Here is a 23,416-nt window from a genome sequence, read left to right as displayed (position 1 = left end):
CATTGTCAAGGTGCCTCGCTTTGGCTAAAAACAACTATCTTTCGATGCTGCAATCGCGCTTACGTTATCCTTTTCAAATGCTTTCTCGGTCTATCACTTTGGCCAGTTCGGTACGCTTCCCATCCTGCTGTTACTTGCTCTTTTTGTTTAACGCCCCAATGCGTTTACTAAGTGGCCGGAATTTCTCCGTACTAGGATAGTTCGTTACGCAGACAGATTTACTTACTTGCCTCTAGATTTTGACACTCTCCGACTATAGTGGAACGGAGATTCTTAAGAAACAGCCTGGCGATTGTTCTTAAAGGCGCTGTCAAATCGCCGCTACACGTTCAACCTCACTGACTTTCGCCACGATCGCCATGAGCATTACGTCTACTTTTTTGCTTTATGCTTTCGTTCGCACTTTTCAACACGAAGCCAGTTCGGTACGTTCCCCATCCTGCGTTGCTTGGCTGTGCTGCAAGTCTTTCCCAGTCTAAAATGCTGAGGGTGTCTTACTGCCTGGAATTTCACCGTTCTAGGAATGGTTCAGCAAGTTGATACGCCTACTTGTTTAGCACAATTCAATTCTAATCTAGAGTAATGGCAGCCTTCAAACGGCTGCTGCTGCGTTTCATCCCCGGCTTGAAAGACCGAGGTTTGCGCGTGATGCGCTATAGACTACATACCACGGGGACTAAAGTCCTCCGAGTCGCTTTCCTCTCAGGACTGAATGAAGTCTCTGAGTTTGCCGCTTCCCGTGTGGTCTTGTGATTTGCAATCTTTAGTATATCCCTAAGAGAATTCTACCTAGAATTCTGAACGAGTTTAGTTTAGCTGCAATTGATCCGGATTCTGATTTGGGGTCAGATTCCTACAAGTTGAGGGACTTTGATTTCGGATACGATCGCATATATTAACTCGATCGCCATGCAGGTTTTATGTCGCCCCAAACTCCTCAAACTCCTACTGTCAAAGCAACTGCCGCTCAAATGCGGAGCGAAATCGAGGCGATGCCGGATTGGCTGCGACGGCCGATTGGCAAAGCTAGCGAACTTTCCGCAGTGCAGAAAATTATCAAACAGCGGCAAATTCATACGATTTGCGAGGAAGGCAGATGTCCCAACCGGGGCGAGTGCTACGCCCAAAAAACGGCGACTTTTTTGTTGATGGGGCCGACTTGCACCCGTGCTTGTGCTTTTTGTCAAGTAGATAAAGGTCATTCTCCGATGCCCCTCGATCCCGAGGAACCGCAAAAGGTGGCCCAGGCGGTGCAATTGTTGGGTTTGCGCTATGCAGTGCTGACTTCGGTAGCGAGGGACGATTTGCCGGATGGAGGGGCGGGTTGGTTTGCGTTGACGATCGCCCAAATCCGGCACTTAAACCCCGATACTGAGGTTGAGGTACTAACGCCGGATTTTTGGGGAGGCATCGGTAGGGGCGGTGCCCCCGTGCCCGCCCCCGGGGAGAATTCCGGGCTTGATGAGTTGCAGCGGGAGCGGATTCGGACGGTGGTGGAGGCAAAACCGGCTTGTTACAACCACAATATTGAGACGGTGCGCCGATTGCAAGGGCCGGTGCGGAGGGGGGCTAAGTACGATCGCTCGATCGACCTTCTGCGTATCGTCAAGGAATTTGACCCAACTATTCCCACCAAATCCGGTTTGATGTTGGGGCACGGGGAAACCGAGACCGAGATTGTGGAAGCGATGGCCGACTTGCGGGATGCCAAGTGCGATCGGCTCACCCTCGGTCAATACATGAGACCATCTCTAGAACACCTCCCAGTCCGCAAATACTGGACGCCAGCCGAATTTGACCGTTTCGGGTCGATCGCCCGCGAGATGGGGTTTGAGCGAGTGCGATCGGGGCCCCTAGTCCGCAGTTCCTACCACGCCGGAGAGAGCCATTGAAATCAATCTGAATTCAACTCGGTATCAAGTCCTAGTTACAAAAAATAACACTCTTAGATTGTGTCATGTGCGACGCTCTCTGCTATTTGTGAATACAGTGACTTGTGAATTAGGAGCTTGAATTATGGCAGACATAGCAAAGAACCAATTAAAATCCGACTCCGTGATGAAAACGGGCAAATTCCCTTACACCTTTCGCGCAGCCTGGTTTTTGGGTCTGTTAGGTATCAATTTGCTGGTTGCAGCCTATTATTTCCATATCATTGAATAGTTCTGCAAGTTGACTTTTAGCAGACCCTGCTTTTGGGAACCTCAAAGTCGGAGAGGGGGAGAGAGGGAGAGGGGGAGATGGGGAGAGTGGGAGAGTGGGAGAGTGGGAGACTTTTTCCTTCTTACTACTTACCTTTTCTTTCTTGCTACTTACTTTTTCCTTCTTCCTTCTGAGTATTTCCCTCTTCCTTCTAAGTATTTCCCTCTTCCTTCTTCCTTCTTCCCTCTTCCTTCTTCCTTCTCTAAGGATTTCTTGATGCTTCTAACTTAGACAAGCGCTCTTGAATTTTGAGCACATCCTGCTTAGTTTCAATTGCCAAAGTTGCTAAATTGTCAAACATCGGGTCTCCCGAAAGCATTCTAGAATTTGTCCTGCCCGAACCTGGGCGGTTCGGAGACTGAGGCCGATTAACTCTAGAACCTTGAGACTGCAAACTGTTGATTTGTCCGCGGAGTTCAGCAATTTGACTTTCTAATTGAGTAATCCGAAACTCTAATTGACTGGTCAATTGAGCCGGGGTAAAAATTGGCGAAATAGTAATTGCTAACGCGCAAACAAGACACAAAAAACCGATTTTTAGGGCGCGATGGCGAAGATTTTTCGGCATAGCTTTAATGATTTAAATCATAGCATTTATACTCTAACAAATCGCTGCTATTTTTGACCTCTATCAGAAGTATGTGTTATGCCAACTAGGAACGTAGTTATTTTCATGTTCGATGATGTCGAGGTACTGGACTTTGCCGGGCCTTTTGAAGTGTTTTCGGTGACATCAGAATTAAATAAGGATTCACGACCTTTTGCAGTCTCTACCGTAGCCGAAAATCCCGGTGCAGTAAGCGCCCGCAACGGTTTGAGCGTAAATCCCGATTGTACTTTTTCCGATTGTCCGCCACCCGATATTTTAATTGTACCGGGAGGACTAGGCACGAGAAAGTTAATCGATAATTCAGCCGTGATTAACTGGATAAAAGATTGTTCGCAAACAGCAGAATTAGTGCTTTCTGTCTGTACGGGTTCGCTGCTGTTGGCAAAAGCTGGCTTGTTGGAAGGTTTGGCCGCAACTACACACCATGGGGCATTGGATTTGTTGAGAGAATTAGCTCCGAATACAACTGTTGTTGAAAATCAGCGATTTGTCGATAACGGCAAAATCATTACATCTGGGGGAATTGCTGCGGGAATTGATATGTCTTTGCACGTTGTCGGCAAGCTTTTGGGAACAGCGCAAGCCGCACAAACAGCAGATCATATGGAATATACAATTAATAATTGATAATTGGGAATGGAGTATAAAAATTAGGTACGTTGTTGGGCTTTAGCCCTCTTTATATATACGTCGAAAGAGGGCTAAAGCCCAACAACGTACCTTTGTGTGTAGTTGGGCTTGAGCCTCCTTTATATATACGTCGAAAGAGGGCTAAAGCCCAACAACGTACCTTTGTGTGTAGTTGGGATGCGAACCCTCTTAATTTGACACTAATAGCTGTGTCCCTAGCTCATTAAGAATCTTCGCCCCAAACTCGAAGCTGAACATAAACTAATATCAAAGCTATCGCCATCAGAAAAGTTGCTGCTGCGGCTGCATAGCCAAAATCGAATTGGGAAAAAGCTTGCTCGTAAATATAATAAACTAGCAAATTAGTAGAGTTCAAAGGGCCGCCGCCGGTGATGACATAGACTTGCTCGAAACTGCGTAGAGTAAAAATAGCTGTAGTAATGGTAGCAAATACTAAAGTCGGCCGCAAACCGGGTAAAGTGATGTGCCAAAATTGCTGCCAACCATTAGCTCCATCCAATTCTGCTGCTTCGTAACGATTTACCGGAATTGCTTGCAATCCTGCTAAAAATACTACCATATTAAAGCCTAATTGTTTCCAAACAGTGAGCAGAATTATGACTGGCATTGCCCAAACTGTGCTGCTGAGCCAAGGAATTGGATTTAAGCCGATCGCCCTTAGCATATCATTCACCGGGCCTTCGGTCTGAAACAACCACCGCCAACCCAAGCCAACAGCCACTAGAGAGGTAATCGAAGGGATAAAATAAGCAGTGCGGAGAGCTCCTCGCCAAGCAAACGAGCGATTTAGCAAAACTGCCAAACCCAACGGAATTATTAAACTAGGAATGACTGTCGCGGTTGTAAAATAGATCGTGTTTTGGAGAACTTGCCAAAAATCCGGATTTGTGAGCAGGCGCGAGTAGTTATTGGCGCCAATCAAACGCACTCCCGACTGGGTAAAGCTGCCTCTGGTAAAGCTAAGGTAGAATAAATAGGCGATCGGCCCAATCAAAAAAGTACCCAGAAACAGTAAAGCCGGGGCCAGAAATGTCCAAGCTGCGATCGACTCATTGTCCAACCAGTTAAAACGCCCAGATTTTATCGGAACCATTGGCTTGTAAATTTTAGCTTTTAGTTTTAAATGGTATCACAATATAGGTCAATGTCAAAATGAAATTGCTCGATATATTAGCAAATATACCCATTATAGAAACTGAAAGGCTCCTGCTCCGAAAAATCACTTTAAATGATGCCAGCGATATGTTTGAGTATGCTTCCAACCCGGAAGTCTCCGAATACACAATGTGGTCAACCCACACCTCCATCGAAGACACTAAATACTTTCTTAAGTCTCTGACAAAAATGTACAAAAGAAAAGAGCTTGTAGATTGGGGAATTGTCCACAAAGCCGAGAAAAAGTTTATCGGGACTTGCGGATATGTGGAATGGAGCATGACGCACAGCCGCGCGGAAATTGGCTATGCACTTTCTGCGAGATATTGGAGAGAAGGATACATGAGCGAGGCTGTCAATGCAATTATTGAATTTGGCTTTCGGGAGATGTTGCTAAATCGAATTGTGGGTAGATGTGAAGTTAACAATATTGCTTCGGCGAGGGTGATGGAAAAAGTGGGGATGCAGTTGGAAGGGATTTTGCGACAGCAGCTATTTGTCAAGGGCAGATATTGGGATCTGAAAATTTATTCGCTTCTGAGGGAAGAGTTTTTTAATGGTATTGTTGTAGAATCTGATTGAATGTTTTTCAGGCTATTTAAACAGTTGACAGTTGACAGTTGACAGTTGATAACAATTTTTTATGAGGCTGCTCCCAAATCCGATCCCCCCCTAACCCCCCTTAATAAGGGGGGGGACAAGATTTTTCTCAAAGTCCCCCTTCTTAAGGGGGATTTAGGGGGATCCGATTCTATGCAACTTCACATTAAATTGGTATGACAGTTAACCAACAACCAACAACCAACAACCAACAACCAATAACCAATAACCAATAACCAATAACCAATAACCAATAACTTATGACGGTTAACCCAGTATCTACTAATTCCACTGCCAGCCTGATTTCTCCTGAGATTGGCTTTCCGGCGATTGCTCCGACTCATCCACCGTTAAAACTAGGAATTTTAGCTTCTGGTAGCGGCAGCAACTTCGAGGTAATTGCCGAAGCCATCCAACAGGGACAACTCAATGCTGAAATCCCAGTATTAATTTACAACAATCCCGAAGCTAAAGCTGTCGCCAGAGCGGAAAAATACGGCATTCCCTCGATTTTGCTCAATCACCGCGATTGCAAAAGCCGCGAAGAATTAGATACAAAAATTGTTAAAACTTTTCAATCCCATGATGTAGAATGGGTGGTGATGGCGGGTTGGATGCGAATTGTTACCAAAGTTTTGCTTGATGCTTTTGCAGACAAAGTTATTAACATTCACCCCAGTTTGCTGCCGAGTTTCCCAGGCATTCGCGCCGTTGAGCAAGCACTCGCCGCTAAGGTGAAAATAACGGGATGTACGGTGCACATCGCTCATTTGGAAGTAGACAGCGGGCCGATTTTAATGCAGGCTGCGGTGCCGGTATTGCCTGATGATACGCCAGAAACGCTGCACGCGAGAATTCAGGTGCAAGAGCATAAAATTATGTTAGGCGCGATCGCACTTATTGCCGATCGACCTCCTGTTTAATGTCTGAATCTTGGCAGCAGACAATTATACCAAATTTCGCCACCGAGAGCAACCACCGAGGTTATGATTGTCCGTAATGTCGATCGCACTTTTCCGCAAATTGCGCGGTTATCATCGAAAACATTGTGACTAAAAACCCTACCAGTGCCGCATCTTCCCCAGAATTGCCTGTCAGCGACTCGCCCGAAACTGGCCCGCCGCTGACTGATTCTAATAGCCTGAAATTAATTCTCAAAGAAAGACTCAAAAAGAACATCGGCATCAAGGGAGAATTTTATCTACCTTGTTTGCCATCAATGCTAGACGACTATCTAAAATTACTCTCAGACTTCTTAAAAGTTCTCGGACAAAACCTCGACGCTGCCCAAACCGAAAATTTGCGAACATTAATCGCTAACGCCTTAACAGAAGGATTCAAAAATTCTCCCCACGCTAATCTCATCGTCTCATACTTTCCCGCCAATCCCCAAACTGGCTTAGGCGGCGGGATTACTCTGAATACCAAGATTCAAGTCGAATCGATGGCCCAGAAATATCATACCTGGCCGGATATTCGCCCCGAACCTTTATTTGGCAGCCATCCCGATGCTAAAGTCATGGCAATTGTCGCCGAATTAGGGGAAGCGGGTAAAGCAGCTATTTTAGATGTCGGTGCGGGCCCAGGGCGCAATAGTCTGCCTTTAGCTAGGTTAGGACATTCCGTGGATGCGATCGAGCTAACGCCGATATTTGCCGAAAAACTCTCAGCAGCAGCCACCGCCGAAAAGTTGCCGATTCATGTCATCCAAGGCGACGTTTTAGATCCTTTATTGAGGATGAAAACCTATCGGTACAAATTAGCGATTGCTACCGAAGTTCTCTCGCACTTCCGCTATCCCGAACAAATCCGCTTATTTCTCGGCAAAATGTCCGATGCTGTGTTAAGTGGCGGGTTTATCTTGTTCAGCACTTTCTTAGCTGTCGAGGGCTATGAACCAGATGAGATGGCAAAACAAATGTCAGAATTGTGTTGGTCTTATTTAATTACCAGACAAGAATTGGAAGCAGCTATCGAGGGTTTACCGTTAGAAATTATTGCCGATGAATCGGTGATTGAATACGAACAAAAACATTTGCCTGATTCTGCGTGGCCGCCGACGCCTTGGTTTGTCAGTTGGGCGAGTGGGCGCGATTTATTTCCGGTGCAAGAAACGCCGCCGTTGGAGTTGCGGTGGATACTGGTTAAACGCTTGTAGAGTGTGTTGTAATATCATGTCATCTCGCACAAACACAATCAAAAACGTTCGTAGTGAGGACTTTAGTCCGCATCAAATGAGAGAGGACTCGCATTCCTCACTCTGTTTTTTTAGGTGGACTTACCGATCGGCCAAATTATTCAACCTGCCAATTACAAAATCCTTCCGTAACTTTTCCTGTTCTAAACGAATTGTTCGCTTGGATAAATCAGCAAATAAATCATACTCCTCCGGTGTCAGGTAAGATAAGTTAGCAACCTTGCATACTGTTCCCGGCACAGCAAATTCCTGAAATGTCTCGAAAGTTTCTCGATCCATCATAACAGAAATCGTTTCATAAAAATAAGACCTTAATTGCGAAAGAATCTGGAACCCTTGGGCATCCAAATCGCCCCAGTAAATTATTTGACAATGCCTTAGCCACTCAACATCTTTTAAAATAGCTACATTAAATCCCTTTCCCCAGAGCGCAAAGCTGTTGCTTAGATCGGGTAAGGTGCGAAAATTCATCAGATTTTCAGTAATAATAAAGCGGTATCCTTTAAGACTGCGACTTTCAAAGTCAGAGATTAGTATGCTCATCTCCGAGGTGCTAATGCCATACTTCACCTGTAGGTTTTGATCCAAAGCTCTGATAGTTACCGATGGCTCAGCATATCGCAAACCAAATCGCTTTTCAAAATCATTTTCTTCTGGATTAATAGCACCGTCTGGCAGGATAGCTGACAGCAATTCATTCAGAATACCTTTATTTTTTTCGATGAACTTGGTGTGAACATTTATCGGTAGTTCGCGAAGATAAAGGTGCGGTTTGGGATACTTCTGGAAATACAGGCATACCCGCAATAAATCCTCCCATTTTCCTAAGTTTTTGATTACTTTTTGAGGATTTTGATTGAGCCAGATATTCAATTCTGGAACTTCATTTCTCATCCTTGCTACAGCTTGTTGAAAATCAGCAACTTCTGGTTCCTTATTCAGGAATTTGAGATAATCTGTCTCTGTTTCAAATGTGATTCTGGATGGTAACGACTGCATATCGAATTTGCGAGTTTTCCGCTGGATAAGCTCAACTTGATACCCGTAGCCAAGGTACTTTTTTGAGCCTTTCAGAAGTTGCTGTACAGCATCTTCTAACTTCGGGTAGTCGTCGGGAATTTTGCGGCCGGCGGGCCAATCTAGCGGGAAAAAAGGTTCTCCCAGGAGCAAGGATTGCAGGAATGGAGTATAAAGTCGATCGGCTTTCTTTCTGATTTCGTCGGGTGTAATCATAAACAGACACAGTTAATTTGAAGCCATTTGTTTTAGACGCAGCTTTTCTATGGGAATATTACGAACCTTGGAGTCGTTCTCTTCAATACTGTTGTGAACATAGTAAGCAGCTCCTACATAGTTCTCAACAACGTAGATTTTGTCTTTGGGCGTAACTACCAGAAGCTGAAGATTTAATTGTTTAAATAACTCCATTGCATACTTTGCATTTTCTTCATCTAACTTGCTAAAAGCTTCATCAATGACCACAAGACGAAATGACTCAGATTTTGTTTGATCTTGTACTAATCCGAATTGATGGGCAATAGCTGACGCTAGGATGGTGTAGGCTAATTTAGCCTTTTGCCCGCCCGATTTTCCCGAGGAATCGGAGTAATATTCCTTCTGAGTGTGGTCATCTTTATTTTTGACGCTGACTGAGAAATTAAGCCAATTACGCACATCGGTGACTCTTGCTGTCCACGACTCATCTGACTTGAGGCGATCGATCAGGTCTTTAATTTTTTCAAAGCTAGCTTCGTCAGCTTCAGAAGTTTGCTCAACGCCTACATCACGATAGCACAACACCTTCAATTGATTTTTAAATTCCTTAATTTGGGTGTCTCGGTTAATTTCCGATTGGACTTGTATATAAGTCGAGTCTGTATACTCAATCACTTTTAAGGATTGATTTATCTCGTAAATATTTTGTTTGATTTCACTTTCCCAGTCTTCTAACGCCTCTTTAAAATTAGAAATAGCGTCAGTAATTTTCCGGTCTAGCAGTTCTTTAAACTTTTGTTCCTGTGCGGGTAAACCCTCTATTTCTATCCTTTGTAGCATCTTTTTAAACTCAGGAATCGATTCTAATGATGCGTCAACATTGGCCGTTTCTTCGGGATACTCTCGCTTGTAACTATCCATCTGTTTGTCAATGCTTCTTTCCAAAGAAGTTAACTTGCTATTTGCGTCGTTTATTTGACTCTGGTAAGACTCATTTACTTCAGCTTCCGAAGGATGGATGGTGAGGAGCGTCAGATTTGGATTTTTGAGACTCTCTTCAATTTTAGGAGTATAAATCTGAATCTTTTCGGATGTGCATGACTTCGATCGCCTGTCGCATTCATCCCTCTGTTGTTGGTAAGCGTCGATATCGCGATCGAGATTAGCAATCTTTTTGTCAGCGCCAGTTTTATCTGCTTCCTTTTTCTGAATGTCAGCGCTGACAGCAGCTAGTGTTCTTTTCAAGTCATTTAGGCGATCGCAACTTTCCTCTAACTCCTGCTTTTGCTCTACTAGCTTTTGCTTCTTGCTAGCATCCGGTTTCCAGTCGATCGCAGAAAAATCATTGAATTCTAATAACTTTTCTAGCAGCTTCTTTTGATTGTCGCACTCTTCTTGTGCTGTTTCAATCTCCTCGATCGCTTTTTTTACTAGATCAATCTCTGCTTGACTATCCTTCAATTTAGCTTCACAATCCTTGATTTTCTCAGAATTGTCCCATCCCAAAATATATTGACTTTTGTCATTGATTCGATGGCGATCGTCTTTTTCATGTCTATTCCCCTTTTTCATCAAGCCATTTTTTCTAATAGCATAATTCTCCCGCTCGAATCTATCTAAATCTTCACAACAGATGCAGCTACCAAATGTGTTTAATAAATCATTAGTCAGCCAAGTAATATATTCATTATTAGGTTTAATGTCCAATTTGTTAAACAAAGAATTCTTATCTAAGTTTCTAGTTTCCTGAGCAAAATTTTTAGTGCAAAGTTTCTCATAAACTACGCGGCCCCGCAGATTAGTTCCATCGACATATTTAGTGAATTTATGGTAATGCCTTTCAGGAACTAGGAGCCTCAGTCCAAAGTTGTGCAGCAGTTTTTCGATCGCCCCTTCCCACTCGCCTTCTCCATCCTTTACCTTCAGCAGTTCGCCGACAAAAGGAATTTCCGCCTCAGCAATTCCCAAAGCAGTTAATATCTCTTTTCTGATTTGCAAGTTTACACGAGGAATCTGATTTCTTCGCTGTTTTAAAGATTGTAGTTCTTCGTCTAACTCAGTGTAAATCTTTTGAAGTTGTTTCTTCTTAATTGTTTCCTCATCGCGTTGACTTATTAAGTTTTTAATTTTTTCGGTAACAGTTTTTTGCCTTTCCCCCGCCTGGATAGCAGAACCATTAAATGTATCCCGGTCACTGTAAGCTGGAAATCCTATACCTTCAGCAATCTTAGTATATTTTTTGGCGGCTATTCTATAATTATGTATCCGTTCCTCTAAAGTCTTAATTTCCTGTTCTAAATCTTTTATTCGCCGTCCTTTATCGTCATTTTCAATGTCTACTTTTAAATTTAGCTCTTGCTGCCGCAAGCGTTTTACAGCCCCATTTATTTCTAATAAATCATGGTTGAGTTGAGTATGTTCCTGTTGTTTTTCTACCATTATTTCCTGCAACAAACCTATTTTACGTTGAGCAAAATAGGCAGGAACAACTCGCAATACTTCCTGCGATTCATCCAGATTACGCTTGACCTTTTCGTACTGGTCAGAATCAGCAATTAGCGGCCTTAAAATCTCTACCTGTTTCTTTGCTTTCTGCATTGCTTCATGGGAAAGCGTTAAATCTTTATAATATTTAGTTAGCCCTTGTATTTCCTCCTCAAGATTAATTTTGTTCAGCATATGACCGCGCACAAAGTCATTTAACTCTCCAATTTCTTTGATGCTGACAGTCTGATTAAATAAATCGAAAGCTTTTTCAGATTCCACACCAAAGGTTTTGCGAAAGTGTTTGCTGTAGTCAACAAATGTGTCAAAGATTTCTATTTTTGGTTGCAATAAAGACGCTAATTGCTTTTTTAATTCTGGAAAGTTTTCAAAATTATTGAAGTGCTCGGCGATGCTGAGTTTACCAGCAGCAACCACAAACAACTTTTCAACTTTCTCTTTTACACACAAAACCTGAGCCAAGGTGACGTGCTGTTGGCATCCTTTGTTAAAGAAATAAGCGAGTAAAACTGAATAATCATCTTTGGTACGCAGGTACTTCGGTTTAGATTTGTGGTCATCTTCACTTTTAATTGTGCTGTAAGCTCCGAGTACATAGGTCTTTTCATCTCGCTCTCGCTTTCGCTTTTCTGAACCTGAAGCCAAGTTATAATTCCGCTTTTTATTGGGCACCAGCAATGTCAGCAGTGCGTCAACCAACGTCGATTTACCCGAACCATTAGCCCCCGTGAGCAAGGAAGTGTAACCGCAGGGGGCGATCGTACCCTGATTAAAAGTTCCCCAGTTTAATACTTCAAGCCGATGTAAGCGGTATCCAGCTTTGGAATTGTCCTTTTCAAATTCAAGCATTTGATTTGTCCTACGCTTTTAACTCTTCTTTGATTTCCTTCAATTTGTCAGCGGGAATTTTAGCTTTGAGGATGCGGCGAACCTCATATTCGCCTTCTGTACCCTTTAACTCTTTTAAAAAGTGCAACTTGACGGCTCGATCGATCGTACTGTCAAATTTTTTCACAAGCTGTACGTCATTAGTTTGCTCTTTAAAAAACGGACGCATTAAATCATGAATTTTATATTTAGACACAATGCAGCGAGTCGAATTAGAGGTGCTGGCCTCAAACTCTAGCAATTCCTCGCGCAATACAACACATAGTAGCGTAACTTCCCAACTCAGGGCAACTCTCTTAACCAGCCTGGGCAGTGTTTTTGCTTGCTCGTCGTCATCCTCGCGATCGGGCTGCTGTAAATAAGCATACCCTTCTTCTTCATCTAAATAAACTGTCACGCCAATTTTCCCGAAGTATTCTTTGACGTTTCGTTCGTTGTTCAATAGCAAATCCCAATCACTGTCATCCTTATACAGAATACCCTTTAGTAATTTGATGATTGCGGGTGCGTAGGGTGCTATAATGTCGTTTTCTATCATATATTTGCTATGTTTATCTTTTAAAAATAACTTGCGGTAGTGTCAGGTGCATGAGGTTTTCCTTGTCTGAGTAACTGGCGATGTCTATGCGATCGCTCGCGGAGTCATCGATCGCGTGTTTTGTGTCTTGAGAGGCGATCGCCAAATAAGCAATAACTTCAGATAAACCATTTTCCACCGGATACCTCTCAATTATTTCAGCTAGCGTTGCCTGATGTTGACTTTCCAAGATTGCAGCAATCCGCTGCTTCAATACTTCCTCATCCACATAACAATAATTTCGGAGTTCCTCAAGTTTCTCCCTCGATAAATCGACATTTTCCTCGCTAAACTTGTAGCTTTTAAAGATTCGCTCTTCTGTGGGTTTCCACCTCGGTCTTTCCATCACCATTTGCACTTCCGGGTCGCCTTCTATCCAGATAAATTCCTCAGTTTCTGGAGGATTATCCACCACGGTAAGTGCTAACTTTTTAATTTGGGCAATCAGTTCTTTCACTCGCCTGTTCTCTGCGATATGCTGTTGGGCTAGCGTTTTTCGCAACTGTTCGGCAAGACGATAATTTGATTTAATAATTTTGTCGCTAGCTTTAATTAGACTGCGTTTAATTATTCGTAGTATGGGATTTTTTTTACCCAAATCTTGAAGTTCTGGCAAGCCATATACCCCATCAATCATTTTTTCCAATTCTTCCTGTTTGGAAGGATCTGCCAGAAAATTTCGGAAGGCATAGAAGCTGCGCCCCTGATCGGATTTTCTAATTTCTTCATCCGCATCAATTACCTGTGCGACAACTAACCCCTTTCCCCCCTCTTCTTTTAGCTGTGCCTTTTTCACTTTGTCCGTGATTGCTTTAAAATTTTGCTCGACTTCTCCAAAGTCAGCAAGCAGCCGGCGCGCCACATCATTAGCTTTAAGAAACCACTCTTTGAGCTTAGCTTCGCTGTAGCGCTCAACCTCACCAGTTTGTTCGATGGTGTCGATTTCTTTCTGAATTGCTGCTTTTTGTTTTTCTAATTCCTCCAAACGCACTGCTGGATCTTCTGTACTTTTAGTGACAATTTCTTTGAGAAGTGCAAAGATCTCTAAAAACTGGGATTCAGTGCCAATAAACTCTCTCCTCTTCAAATCTTCCAGCCAACCAATCGCCCGATTAGTACCTGGTGCAAGTTCAAAAACCGGATCGTCATTCTTCGTCTGATAATATTTCTTCAAGAACTGATGATCGCTATTGCACCAGGTGTCCAGGTAAGTCTGTGCTTTCCCACAATATCGTTCTGGTTCGTGTTCGCACAGCTTCTCTAAATAATTTTCAAGTTTTTCTACGAGTTCAGATTGGGAAACGGTAATCTGATTTGAATACTTGAACTGGCGATATAAAAAACTGATAATTAATGGTGCGTTGTCAGTTCTTAAAAGCTTGAGGCTAGGCTCATTTTTTAAGTCATATTCTATGCTGTCATGTTCCATATTTAGAGGATTATATTAACACTTTAATTGTCTTAAATTTCGATCTTAAGTATTGAAAATTATGAGTGCTATTAAAATTATTTAAGTAGCACTCATAACTCATAAGTCTTGAAACTTACACCTCAGAAGCCCGCAATTGTCCGCAGGCGGCATCTGCTTCTAAACCACGAGAATATCGCACGCTAACTGCAATTTTCTTTTCCTTCAAAACTGTAACAAAATTGTTAATTCGATTGGGAGTTGGCCGCTGATATTCAGCTTCCTGAATCGGATTGTAAGGTATCAAATTGACGTGACACTGAAAGCCGCGCAACTGACTTGCTAACTCGGCGGCGTGTTCCGGTAAATCATTCACATTAGCTAAGAGTACGTATTCAAAGCTTAACCTACGTCCAGTCGATCGCACATATTCGCGGCATTCTGCCATTAACTCACCCAAAGGATAAGGGTGGGCGCTGGGAATCAACTCTTCGCGCAGTCTTTGATTGGAGGCGTGGAGGCTGACGGCGAGGGTAACTTGCAGTTGATGTTCAGCTAGTTGGGTGATGCGATTGCGGATTCCGACTGTGGAAATGGTGATGTTTCGCTGTCCAATTCCTACGTCTTGATTCAAACACTTGACAGCAGCTACGACATTATCGAAATTTAGCAGGGGTTCGCCCATCCCCATAAATACGATGTGGCTGACTCGGCGGCCGAAATCTTGCTGTACTGTCAAGACTTGATCGACGATTTCGTGTTTTTCTAAGTTGCGCTTGAAACCGCCTTTTCCCGTAGCGCAAAAGTCGCAGCCCATCGCACAGCCAACTTGGGCTGAGACGCACACTGTCAGCCGTTTTTCGGTGGGAATGCCGACGGTTTCAATGATTTGACCGTCTGCTAATTTTAGGAGATACTTTACGGTGGAGTCTGGTGCGACCGATCGCAAATGAATAGTCGATCGCCCGATCGGAATTTTAGCAACAGTCTCGCGCCATTGTTTCGAGAATACAGAAATGTCAGAGATCGATCGCGCCCCTTTCTCATAAATCCACTGATACAACTGTTTCCCGCGATAAGCCGGTTGTCCCTGCTGCTGTACCCACTCCGTTAACTCAGCCAAATTCGCGCCCAACAACGGCGGAATTTTACCAGACTCAACAGCCAAAGCATCAGTCTTGCGAGACTGATTCGCATCCCTGGAATTACCAGAAGAGTACACCTGAGAAACGGAAGTAGGAGACATAGGTCATCAGAAAATTTAAAACCACCCTCTATATTAAAACTTTTCGACCAAAGCTGCCACCTATCGGTGACGAAATTGGCGAAAATAGACTTGGTAAATTTTTTGTGGCACTTAACTTGATGAGGATGACAACTGCTTGCGTAGCTTTCCGCATGGCATCTCTATATACCTATATATTGCATAGGCTAATATCAAGGAAATCAGCATACTTATCGCTCCTTGCAAAACCACATAAACTTGAGGTAAATAAAGATAAACAGCCTTAATTACAGTATGGTGTACTAAATAAAGCGAGTATGAAAGCAAACCGATAAACCGCATCCAATTCCAATTGAGAATTTGAAATACTCCCCAATCGGGAAAACGGATAGCAGCCATAAAAAGACCATGTAGTGCAATACCTTGAATAGTGTAACGCACTGTACTTTCAAATTCACTAGAATCACATATAAACGATAAAATAATTACAGTAATTCCGGCTGGTAGTACGAAATACTTCCACAGTCTATCAGAGCCATAGGGAGCATCTAATACTGGGTTGCCATTGACCGCTAATGCACAGCCAAACAATATACTATCTATTCTCGTATCTGATAAAAAAATGATGCTATTTTCATCTGCTCCCCTGCCAAACACTAGAACACATCTCCAAATTAGAATAGCTAAGCAAATCCCCCAAATAATTAACATTTGCCTTTGGGGACTCACACGCATTTTGAGTAAACTTATGTAGAGAAAAGGGAAAAGACAGTAGAAGTGTTCCTCCACCGCCAGAGACCAATATACCTGAGTACCAGGAGCTACTCCGGAACCACCAAAAAAAGTTACATAATAGTTATAATAATGGAGAGCCTGGCTTAAAAAAGCTGGTAGTTGTATTTCTCCTTCAAGTACACCTATCCAGGTCAAGATAGATGCTAGGAATAAAATTACATAAAACCCAGGCAAAATTCGCAGAATACGTCGTAAATAAAAATGTTTTAAATTAATGAATTGGTTTTGTTCATATTCACGTCTCAGCAAAGTTGTGATCAAATATCCACTTAAAAAGAAAAACACTGTTACACCAAAGGCCCCAGGGAAAATATTCTCGCCCCCTGCATGAGATAAAAAGACAATGAAAAAAGCAATCGTCCTAATTCCGTCCAAGGAAGGAATGTAAAATTTGGATTTTACCATAATCTTTTTTTAAAGAATATTATTTTTTTGATTAGTGCATACTAACACCCATAGTTTTTTTATGTCAAGCCCGACTGATGCTTACAGCCTATCCCCAGTTTATGAAGTGCAGTATGGAGGGCAGTGCCTTGTCCCAACGGGAATTGCTCGATAAGCGGGTGTACTTCCTAAACCTGCAACCTGCTGTATATTCCTGGAGGCATTGCAAGGTAATTCTGTGATTCTGAGTGTAGCCTTTGAGTCCGTCGTGTCACGTCAACAAGGTTGCAATAACAGAAATCTCGACAACAAAGTTAATTTTCGGCGAAATTCCCCAAATATTGCGTGTAAATGACCGCAGTCACCTAAAATAAACTCTGTAGTTTGTGAAAGGGTATGCAAATTTGACAGCTTTCCACCAAAAATAATTCAACTTTCATGGTGCTAAATATTCTTGCGCTGCCTTTAGGTTTTCAATTCACATCCCCGGGCCCGATTATCTTTCAACTCGGCCCCGTAGCCGTTCGTTGGTACGGGCTGTTGATAGCTTCTGCCGTTTTGATTGGGGTCAGTCTGTCCCAATATTTGGCCGAAAAACGCCGCGTTAACCCGGAATTGCTGGGCGATTTAGCAATTTGGCTGGTTCTGGGCGCTATTCCTTGCGCTAGAATTTATTACGTGGCTTTTGAGTGGCAGCAATACGCCCAGAGACCTGAAGATATTATTGCGATTTGGAAAGGCGGAATTGCCATTCACGGCGCAATTTTGGGCGGCACGATCGCAGCTTTGATTTTTGCGAAAATCCAGCGAGTTTCTTTTTGGCAATTGGCCGATTTAATCGCACCTTCGGCAATTCTTGGTCAGGCGATCGGACGTTGGGGAAATTTCTTTAATTCCGAAGCTTTTGGCAGTCCTACGGATTTGCCCTGGAAACTCTATATTCCGGCAAACAGTCGCCCGATCGCCTATGCTAATTTTGAATACTTCCATCCCACTTTTCTCTACGAATCTCTGTGGAATTTGACAGTATTTGGGTTGCTGCTGACTTTGTTTTTCCGCGATTTGCAGGGCAAAATTAGGTTAAAAACAGGTGCTTTGTTTTTGGTTTACATCGCAGCTTACAGTTGCGGTAGAGTCTGGATTGAAGGGTTGCGAACTGATAGTTTGATGTTCGGGCCGCTGCGGACGGCGCAGATGGTAAGTTTGACTGGGATTGTGTTAGGTTTTGGCGGGTTGGCTTGGCTTTATTTGCTCGATCGACCTTTGCCAGATGTTGTATCAGCCACGGGCGATCGCACAAAGGTTGCTCCCAAATCCCCAGAGGATCAATAAAAAACCCCAGAGACGTTAGTCTCTAGGGTTCAAAACCAGGGTGCATCTACCATCCCTTACTTCCAACCAAAATAGGTGCATCCGGAAACGCCAGTAAATTTCGCAAATTTTTTATCAGCAATGAGTTTGACAGAGATTCAATCCCTAATTCCAGGCGTATACATTGTAGGTGCAGGCCCCGGAGACCCGGATTTGTTGACTGTTAGGGCTCAAAAATTGCTGGCCCAGGCCGATGTCATATTATTTGCCGATTCCCTAGTTCCAAAGCAAATTTTAGAGGGGGTGCGCGCGGATGCTGAAGTTATCCAAACGGCAGATAAGACTCTCGAAGAGATTGTACCTTTGATGGTGGATCGAGTGCGAGCCGGCAAAAGCGTCGTCCGACTGCATTCGGGCGATCCCTGTCTCTACGGCGCAGTCGGCGAACAAATGCACGCTTTGGCTGAAGCGGGAATTGCTTTTGAGGTAATTCCGGGAATTAGCGCTTTCCAACTTGCGGCGGCTAAACTTAAAATTGAGTTGACAGTTCCCGGAGTTGTGCAGACAATTATTTTGACCAGAATTAGCGGCAGAACTGAAGTACCAGAACGTGAAGAATTAGCTGGTTTGGCGGCTCATCAAGCGAGTTTGTGTCTGTATTTGAGCGCCCGCCATGTCGAACAGGCTCAAGCTAAGTTGATGGAATATTACCCGTCTGATTTGCCTGTGGCGATTTGTTATCGGTTGGGCTGGCCTGATGAGAAGATTGTGCTGGTTCCTCTTGACAAAATGGCGATCGCCACTCGCGAACATAATTTGATCAGAACGACGATGTATGTGATTAGTCCGGCTTTGGGAAAAGAGGCCCAAGGGCGATCGCGCTTGTACCATCCAGAGCACGATCGGCTATTTCGTCAGTAGTTATTGGTTATTTGTTATTGGTTATTTGTTATTGGTTATTTGTTATTGGTTATTTGTTATTGGTTGGTTCCTATTCCCTATACCCAATGCCCTATACCCAATGCCCAATGCCCGGCGCGGGCCTTCTTCCCAATAACCAATGCCCCATTCCCAATGCCCAATGCCCCATTCCCAATGCCCAATGCCCTATTCCCTATTCCCTATTCCCCATTACCAATGAAAGATTTAACTCGCAGACAATTTATCACTGTCACCGCATTAACCGCCGGATTTGCATTAGCAGTTCATCCTATTTCTTTGGCAACTATTACCACAGATGCAACGAATTTAGTTGCAGGTGAAGTTAAAATCCCCGTGAAAGACGGGCAGATTCCAGCATACAGGGCAATGCCGGCCAGCGGTAGCAATTTTCCAGTCATTTTAGTGATTCAAGAAATCTTCGGGGTTCACGCGCACATCCAAGATATTTGCCGCCGTTTTGCTAAATTAGGTTATTTGGCGATCGCCCCAGAGATGTTTGCCCGTCAAGGTGATGTTTCTAAAATCACCGACATTCAAGAAATTGTCAGTAAAGTTGTCTCCAAAGTTCCCGACGCTCAAGTCATGTCCGATTTAGATGCTACCGTCGATTGGGCGCAAAAGTCAGCCAAGGGCAATATTGATAAGTTAGGGATTACCGGATTTTGCTGGGGTGGCAGAATTGTTTGGCTGTACGCGGCACACAACCCGAAAGTCAAAGCTGGCGTGGCTTGGTACGGGCGTTTGGCTAGCGATTCTACGCCTTTGACTCCCAAACAGCCGATCGACCTTGCAGCAACTTTGAAAGTGCCAGTATTGGGGCTTTACGGTGGCAAAGATGACTTAATTCCCAACGATACAGTCGAGAAAATGCAACAACTTCTCAAAACTGGTACCAGCGGTTCCGAAATTGTGCTTTATCCAGATACACCCCACGGTTTTAACGCCGACTATCGCCCCACTTATCGGGAAAAAGAAGCCAATGATGCTTGGAAAAAGCTGCAAGATTGGTTTAAAAAGCACGGAGTTGTTTGAGAGTTTTGAGCAAGGGAGTCGCCAGTGGACAGTTAAAAATATCGTCACTGGTAACTCGACCCAAAATCAAGCAATTTCTTGTTGCAATCCCTCACTCGATTTAGATTTCATGCTGAATAGAACAACACCAACTACTAGAATTAAAACAACAATTGTTCTCCAGTGAATCAAAAAAGGCAAACCCGCTGCTAAAAATATCCGTCTCGGAAAAAAGAGCAGAAAAACTAAGGCAATACTGCCGAGCAAAGCTTTGCGGTTATTGCTGCAATACAGCCACAGCGAAGTCAGAATCGGGAACAAACCTACATAATCGTAAACGTGAGTATATCCCAGAAAGGTGAAGGATATACCCATCAGCAGAGCCAACACATCTTCGCGATTAATTCTATTGCGAAACACCCACAGCACAACCGCTAAAATTACTGCCACAATCTTGATAGCCGGTACCTTCAAGCCTAAAGAAGCGAAAAGACTTTCCATACCAACTTTATCTTGAAACCCCGGTTGATTGAAAGGCAAAGAACTATAGCTGTCTAGAATTCCTTGATGCCATGCTGCCAGCATCCCAACTGGCCCGCCGTACAGCACCAATGGGTAAGCGCTCATAATTATAACCGTTGCCAAGGCTACAGCTAATATTTTCCAGTTCCGTTCTAGCAAAAACCAAATACCCAGCAATAAGCATAGTTGCGGCTTAAAACTGGCTATACCCAAACAGATACCTGCCAATACAAATTTTTGCCGTTGGCTGAAGAACCAAGCAGCCATTGTCCCGGCAAAAGCCATCAAAGAAGTTTGACCCATCCACACAACGTGGGCAGTGAATGGGTTGCCGATAATCATCGCAGCCATCACCAAACTGCCGAGTTGATTTTGACTGTTATTTTGATGTTGGTTGATGGTGCGAACTGTCATCGCAATAATAGCTGCGATTGACAGCAAGTTGAGTAATAGCCAAACGAATTTGGCAACAGGGTAATCGAAAAGACCGACAAACATAAACAATGCGGCTGATTGAGGAGGATAAAAGAAAGCCGCATCTTGAAGCGTGTCAATTTCTTTTATTGTCGCTACACTCTGAGTCAGCATATCGTGGTTGTAGGGATTTAAACCCTTCAGCCAAGCACGCCCAGCAGCGTAAAGTACAGAACCGTCAGCATTTAGCTGGCCATCTCTGCCAATCCCTATTATGCCGAAACAAATTAGAGATAATATACTGACTGCTACAAGACCTAAACCAAAGTTCCGTTTAAACGATTCTGTCATCGAATTATCTCCGGTTTTGTTAACTAATTGAGTGACTGCGTTTAGATTCTAAGATTAATAGCTAAAGTCTTAACATAGTATATAGTTGGTTGTCAAAACATCGGAAAAACTCAATTTAAGTTAATAAAAATAAATATTGTGGCAAGCAGAAAATTTGGTTGTGAAAAAACTAATATTGGCAATCTCAAGATTCTCCGTGTGGCGCATCGCCCTTAAGACAGTTGGGTTTGTGGACGGGACATTGGTAAACTGGGCGGTGTAGAATTATCGATCGACAGGTAAGCCCGTGCTAGACGAACAAGCTAAAAAGACCCTCCTCCGCAAAATCCCTCACGGATTGTACATTTGCGGTGTCAAAGACGGGGAAGAAGTCAACGGTTTCACCGCTAGCTGGGTGATGCAATCTTCCTTTACCCCTCCCTTAGTCGTCAACTGCGTCAAGCAAGACTCCAAATCCCACGCCATGATCAAAGCTAGCGGTGTGTTTGCTTTGAGTTTCCTGGAAGCTGGACAAAAAGAGTTAGCCCAGAAATTCTTCAAGCAGCAGCGCCGCGTTGGCAATAAATTTGAGGATGTAGAATTTTATCTAGGCGCCGAAACCGGTTGTCCGATTATTTCGGATACTCTGGGTTACATTGAGTGCAATGTTGTTGGTGCTGTGGAACACGGAGATCACACGGTTTATGTCGGTGAAGTTATCGGTGCCGGTGTTCATCGCGAGGGCGATCCGTTGCTATTAGAAACGACGGGCTGGAATTACGGCGGTTAACAACTTGGCAATTGGCAATTGGCAATTGGCAATTGGCAATTGTCAGTTGTCAGTTGTCAGTTGACAGTGGTTAATTGTTAGGCGATTGACAATAGATAAAAAATCGCCGACAATTTTGTCAGAATTTTCTAATGTTAAAATTGGCACGTGGACGAAAATACATTTAGCGGGAAGTTGAGCATTGCGAATATGTTTTAAAACTGCGTAATAGAGAGCTTCACAAACATATTTTCCGGCTTCGTAACTGATTTCTGTGGTGCATAAATCAGCGACTAGCGGTTCGAGATTGACTTTTGTTTTCAGAATGTCTGTATCGCAGCAAGCGCAAGATTCTACGGTTAATTTTTCCCGGCTTTCGGCCATGCCGCAGCAGATAATGGTTTCGGGTTGGATTTGGTTGATTTGGGCGATCGCCAAATTCGGCGCTTCCTGAAAATCTACGGGCAGTTTTCTCAAAAAAGTTAGCGAATCAGGCAAAGATTGAATTTGGGAAATTTTGGCTAATAAATCGTCGGAAGAGTTGGATTTCTGATGGGGAAGCCAAGTATCAAATGATGTTAATAAAAATTTTGTTGTCATAAATGATTGGGAATTGGGAATTGGGAATTGGGAATTGGGAATTGGGAATTGGGAATTGGCAGCAACATATAACCAATAACCAATAACTAATAACAACTGACTAATGACTGATTGTATGCAATAATAGCGATATTGATAATATAAGGCAAGTAAGTCAATGTCTGTCATCGCAGTAGTGGACTATGACATGGGCAATCTGCACTCTGTCTGTAAAGGCTTGGAAAATGTGGGTGCAGTGCCAAAAATTACGGATTCTCCTGCTATCATCGAGCAGGCTGATGCGGTGGTTTTGCCGGGAGTGGGTTCCTTCGATCCGGCAATGCAGAATTTACGATCGCGCAATTTGATAGAACCGATAAAAAGTGCGATCGCCTCGGGAAAACCTTTTTTAGGCATTTGTTTGGGTTTGCAAATCCTGTTTGAAAGTTCGGAGGAAGGCGTAGAACCAGGCTTGGGCGTTATTTCGGGCAAAGTCCGCAGGTTTCAGTCGGAACCGGGGCTGACAATTCCGCACATGGGATGGAATCAATTAGAATTTGCTCAGCCGAATCAACCGCTGTGGGAAGGTTTACCCTCCGATCCTTGGGTTTATTTCGTGCATTCTTATTATGTCGATCCGGTTGATTTGAAAGTGCGATCGGCTATGGTGACTCACGGAAGTCAAAATGTGACGGCGGCGATCGCTAAAGATAATCTGATGGCGGTGCAGTTTCACCCGGAAAAGTCTTCGAGTACGGGATTGCATATGCTGTCAAATTTTGTCAGTCTGGTGAGAACAAAAGTTGCTGCTTAGGTAATAGATATCTTGCAAAATGTCTATTAAATCCAGGTACGTAGTTGCGCTTTAGCGCTCTTTTGGGGATATCGGAAAGAGCGCTAAATCCCAAATTACGGACTTCTTAACACAGTCAAAAATATGTTGACTATCAAACGTCGGAAAGAGCGCTGAAGCGCAACTACATACCTCATACCTCAATTAATTTTAATATTTGCCGAAAGAGCGCTGAAGCGCAACTACATACCTCATACCTCAATTAATTTTAATATTTGCGGGAAGAGCGCTTAAGCGCAACTACATACCTCATACCTCAATTAATTTTAATAT

Annotated in this window: 21 protein-coding genes; 11 read left to right on the top strand and 10 right to left on the bottom strand. The window is 43.5% G+C overall.

The window, feature by feature from the left end:
- Positions 1-920: 920 nt before the first annotated feature.
- Positions 921-1,892, top strand: a complete 972-nt coding sequence (locus JGK14_RS02545; RefSeq protein ID WP_293185049.1) for a lipoyl synthase — start codon at positions 921-923, stop codon at positions 1,890-1,892.
- A 124-nt stretch (positions 1,893-2,016) separates the two neighbouring features.
- Positions 2,017-2,163 (top strand): photosystem I protein PsaX, encoded by a 147-nt coding sequence (locus JGK14_RS02540; RefSeq protein WP_293185047.1) that lies wholly within the window; start codon positions 2,017-2,019, stop codon positions 2,161-2,163.
- Positions 2,164-2,404: 241 nt separating this feature from the next.
- Here the strand turns inward: JGK14_RS02540 and JGK14_RS02535 are convergent, their stop codons facing one another.
- A complete protein-coding gene (locus JGK14_RS02535; RefSeq protein ID WP_293196721.1) occupies positions 2,405-2,770 on the bottom strand; it encodes a hypothetical protein in 366 nt (121 codons plus the stop codon).
- A gap of 78 nt (positions 2,771-2,848) precedes the next feature.
- Here JGK14_RS02535 and JGK14_RS02530 point away from each other — a divergent pair, with 78 nt between their 5' ends.
- A complete protein-coding gene (locus JGK14_RS02530; protein ID WP_293185044.1) occupies positions 2,849-3,439 on the top strand; it encodes a DJ-1/PfpI family protein in 591 nt (196 codons plus the stop codon).
- Between the two features lie 226 nt (positions 3,440-3,665).
- Here JGK14_RS02530 and JGK14_RS02525 read toward each other — a convergent pair whose 3' ends face one another.
- The gene (locus JGK14_RS02525) at positions 3,666-4,556 is read right to left on the bottom strand and encodes a carbohydrate ABC transporter permease (protein WP_293185043.1); all 891 of its coding nucleotides are present in this window, start codon (positions 4,554-4,556) and stop codon (positions 3,666-3,668) included.
- A gap of 59 nt (positions 4,557-4,615) precedes the next feature.
- On the opposite strand from JGK14_RS02525, the gene JGK14_RS02520 reads away from it, so the two are divergent.
- From JGK14_RS02520 to JGK14_RS02510, 3 genes are all read left to right on the top strand, one after another.
- Positions 4,616-5,200 (top strand): GNAT family N-acetyltransferase, encoded by a 585-nt coding sequence (locus JGK14_RS02520; RefSeq protein WP_293327179.1) that lies wholly within the window; start codon positions 4,616-4,618, stop codon positions 5,198-5,200.
- A gap of 278 nt (positions 5,201-5,478) precedes the next feature.
- Positions 5,479-6,141 (top strand): phosphoribosylglycinamide formyltransferase, encoded by a 663-nt coding sequence (gene purN / locus JGK14_RS02515; protein WP_293327183.1) that lies wholly within the window; start codon positions 5,479-5,481, stop codon positions 6,139-6,141.
- Between the two features lie 125 nt (positions 6,142-6,266).
- The gene (locus JGK14_RS02510; RefSeq protein WP_293241976.1) at positions 6,267-7,376 is read left to right on the top strand and encodes a class I SAM-dependent methyltransferase; all 1,110 of its coding nucleotides are present in this window, start codon (positions 6,267-6,269) and stop codon (positions 7,374-7,376) included.
- A 120-nt stretch (positions 7,377-7,496) separates the two neighbouring features.
- Here the strand turns inward: JGK14_RS02510 and JGK14_RS02505 are convergent, their stop codons facing one another.
- The 6 genes from JGK14_RS02505 to JGK14_RS02480 all read right to left on the bottom strand — a co-directional run bounded on the left by JGK14_RS02505 (position 7,497) and on the right by JGK14_RS02480 (position 16,433).
- Complete coding sequence (locus JGK14_RS02505) at positions 7,497-8,648, bottom strand: Wadjet anti-phage system protein JetD domain-containing protein (RefSeq protein ID WP_325314728.1); 1,152 nt, start codon at positions 8,646-8,648, stop codon at positions 7,497-7,499.
- Positions 8,649-8,660: 12 nt separating this feature from the next.
- Complete coding sequence (locus tag JGK14_RS02500; protein ID WP_325314727.1) at positions 8,661-11,984, bottom strand: ATP-binding protein; 3,324 nt, start codon at positions 11,982-11,984, stop codon at positions 8,661-8,663.
- 10 nt (positions 11,985-11,994) lie between these two features.
- Entirely contained in the window at positions 11,995-12,561 is a 567-nt protein-coding gene (locus JGK14_RS02495; protein ID WP_325314726.1) for a DUF4194 domain-containing protein, read from the bottom strand.
- A gap of 13 nt (positions 12,562-12,574) precedes the next feature.
- Positions 12,575-14,029, bottom strand: coding sequence for a DUF3375 domain-containing protein (locus JGK14_RS02490; RefSeq protein ID WP_325314725.1), 1,455 nt, complete (start codon positions 14,027-14,029; stop codon positions 12,575-12,577).
- Positions 14,030-14,144: 115 nt separating this feature from the next.
- Entirely contained in the window at positions 14,145-15,254 is a 1,110-nt protein-coding gene (rlmN, locus tag JGK14_RS02485; protein ID WP_293185035.1) for a 23S rRNA (adenine(2503)-C(2))-methyltransferase RlmN, read from the bottom strand.
- A gap of 111 nt (positions 15,255-15,365) precedes the next feature.
- Positions 15,366-16,433 (bottom strand): acyltransferase family protein, encoded by a 1,068-nt coding sequence (locus tag JGK14_RS02480; protein ID WP_293185034.1) that lies wholly within the window; start codon positions 16,431-16,433, stop codon positions 15,366-15,368.
- 417 nt (positions 16,434-16,850) lie between these two features.
- Between JGK14_RS02480 and lgt the strand changes: the two genes are divergently transcribed.
- The 3 genes from lgt to JGK14_RS02465 all read left to right on the top strand — a co-directional run bounded on the left by lgt (position 16,851) and on the right by JGK14_RS02465 (position 19,697).
- A complete protein-coding gene (lgt, locus tag JGK14_RS02475; protein WP_293185033.1) occupies positions 16,851-17,744 on the top strand; it encodes a prolipoprotein diacylglyceryl transferase in 894 nt (297 codons plus the stop codon).
- A gap of 120 nt (positions 17,745-17,864) precedes the next feature.
- Positions 17,865-18,644 (top strand): precorrin-4 C(11)-methyltransferase, encoded by a 780-nt coding sequence (gene cobM / locus JGK14_RS02470; protein WP_293185032.1) that lies wholly within the window; start codon positions 17,865-17,867, stop codon positions 18,642-18,644.
- Positions 18,645-18,860: 216 nt separating this feature from the next.
- Complete coding sequence (locus JGK14_RS02465; RefSeq protein ID WP_293185031.1) at positions 18,861-19,697, top strand: dienelactone hydrolase family protein; 837 nt, start codon at positions 18,861-18,863, stop codon at positions 19,695-19,697.
- 66 nt (positions 19,698-19,763) lie between these two features.
- On the opposite strand, the gene JGK14_RS02460 is transcribed toward JGK14_RS02465, so the two are convergent.
- The gene (locus tag JGK14_RS02460) at positions 19,764-20,963 is read right to left on the bottom strand and encodes a glycosyltransferase family 87 protein (protein ID WP_293185030.1); all 1,200 of its coding nucleotides are present in this window, start codon (positions 20,961-20,963) and stop codon (positions 19,764-19,766) included.
- A 286-nt stretch (positions 20,964-21,249) separates the two neighbouring features.
- Between JGK14_RS02460 and JGK14_RS02455 the strand changes: the two genes are divergently transcribed.
- Positions 21,250-21,732: a flavin reductase family protein gene (locus tag JGK14_RS02455; RefSeq protein WP_293149208.1), complete on the top strand. Its 483-nt coding sequence runs from the start codon at positions 21,250-21,252 to the stop codon at positions 21,730-21,732.
- 42 nt (positions 21,733-21,774) lie between these two features.
- On the opposite strand, the gene JGK14_RS02450 is transcribed toward JGK14_RS02455, so the two are convergent.
- Entirely contained in the window at positions 21,775-22,311 is a 537-nt protein-coding gene (locus tag JGK14_RS02450) for a pyroglutamyl-peptidase I family protein (RefSeq protein ID WP_293185029.1), read from the bottom strand.
- A gap of 157 nt (positions 22,312-22,468) precedes the next feature.
- On the opposite strand from JGK14_RS02450, the gene hisH reads away from it, so the two are divergent.
- Complete coding sequence (gene hisH, locus JGK14_RS02445; RefSeq protein ID WP_293185028.1) at positions 22,469-23,104, top strand: imidazole glycerol phosphate synthase subunit HisH; 636 nt, start codon at positions 22,469-22,471, stop codon at positions 23,102-23,104.
- Positions 23,105-23,416 lie beyond the last annotated feature (312 nt).

It is taken from the genome of Microcoleus sp. PH2017_28_MFU_U_A (assembly GCF_020738035.1).
GTDB lineage: Bacteria > Cyanobacteriota > Cyanobacteriia > Cyanobacteriales > Microcoleaceae > Microcoleus.
The sequence above is the reverse complement of the archived record's forward strand: the minus strand, read 5'-3'. Positions and strand labels throughout refer to the sequence as shown.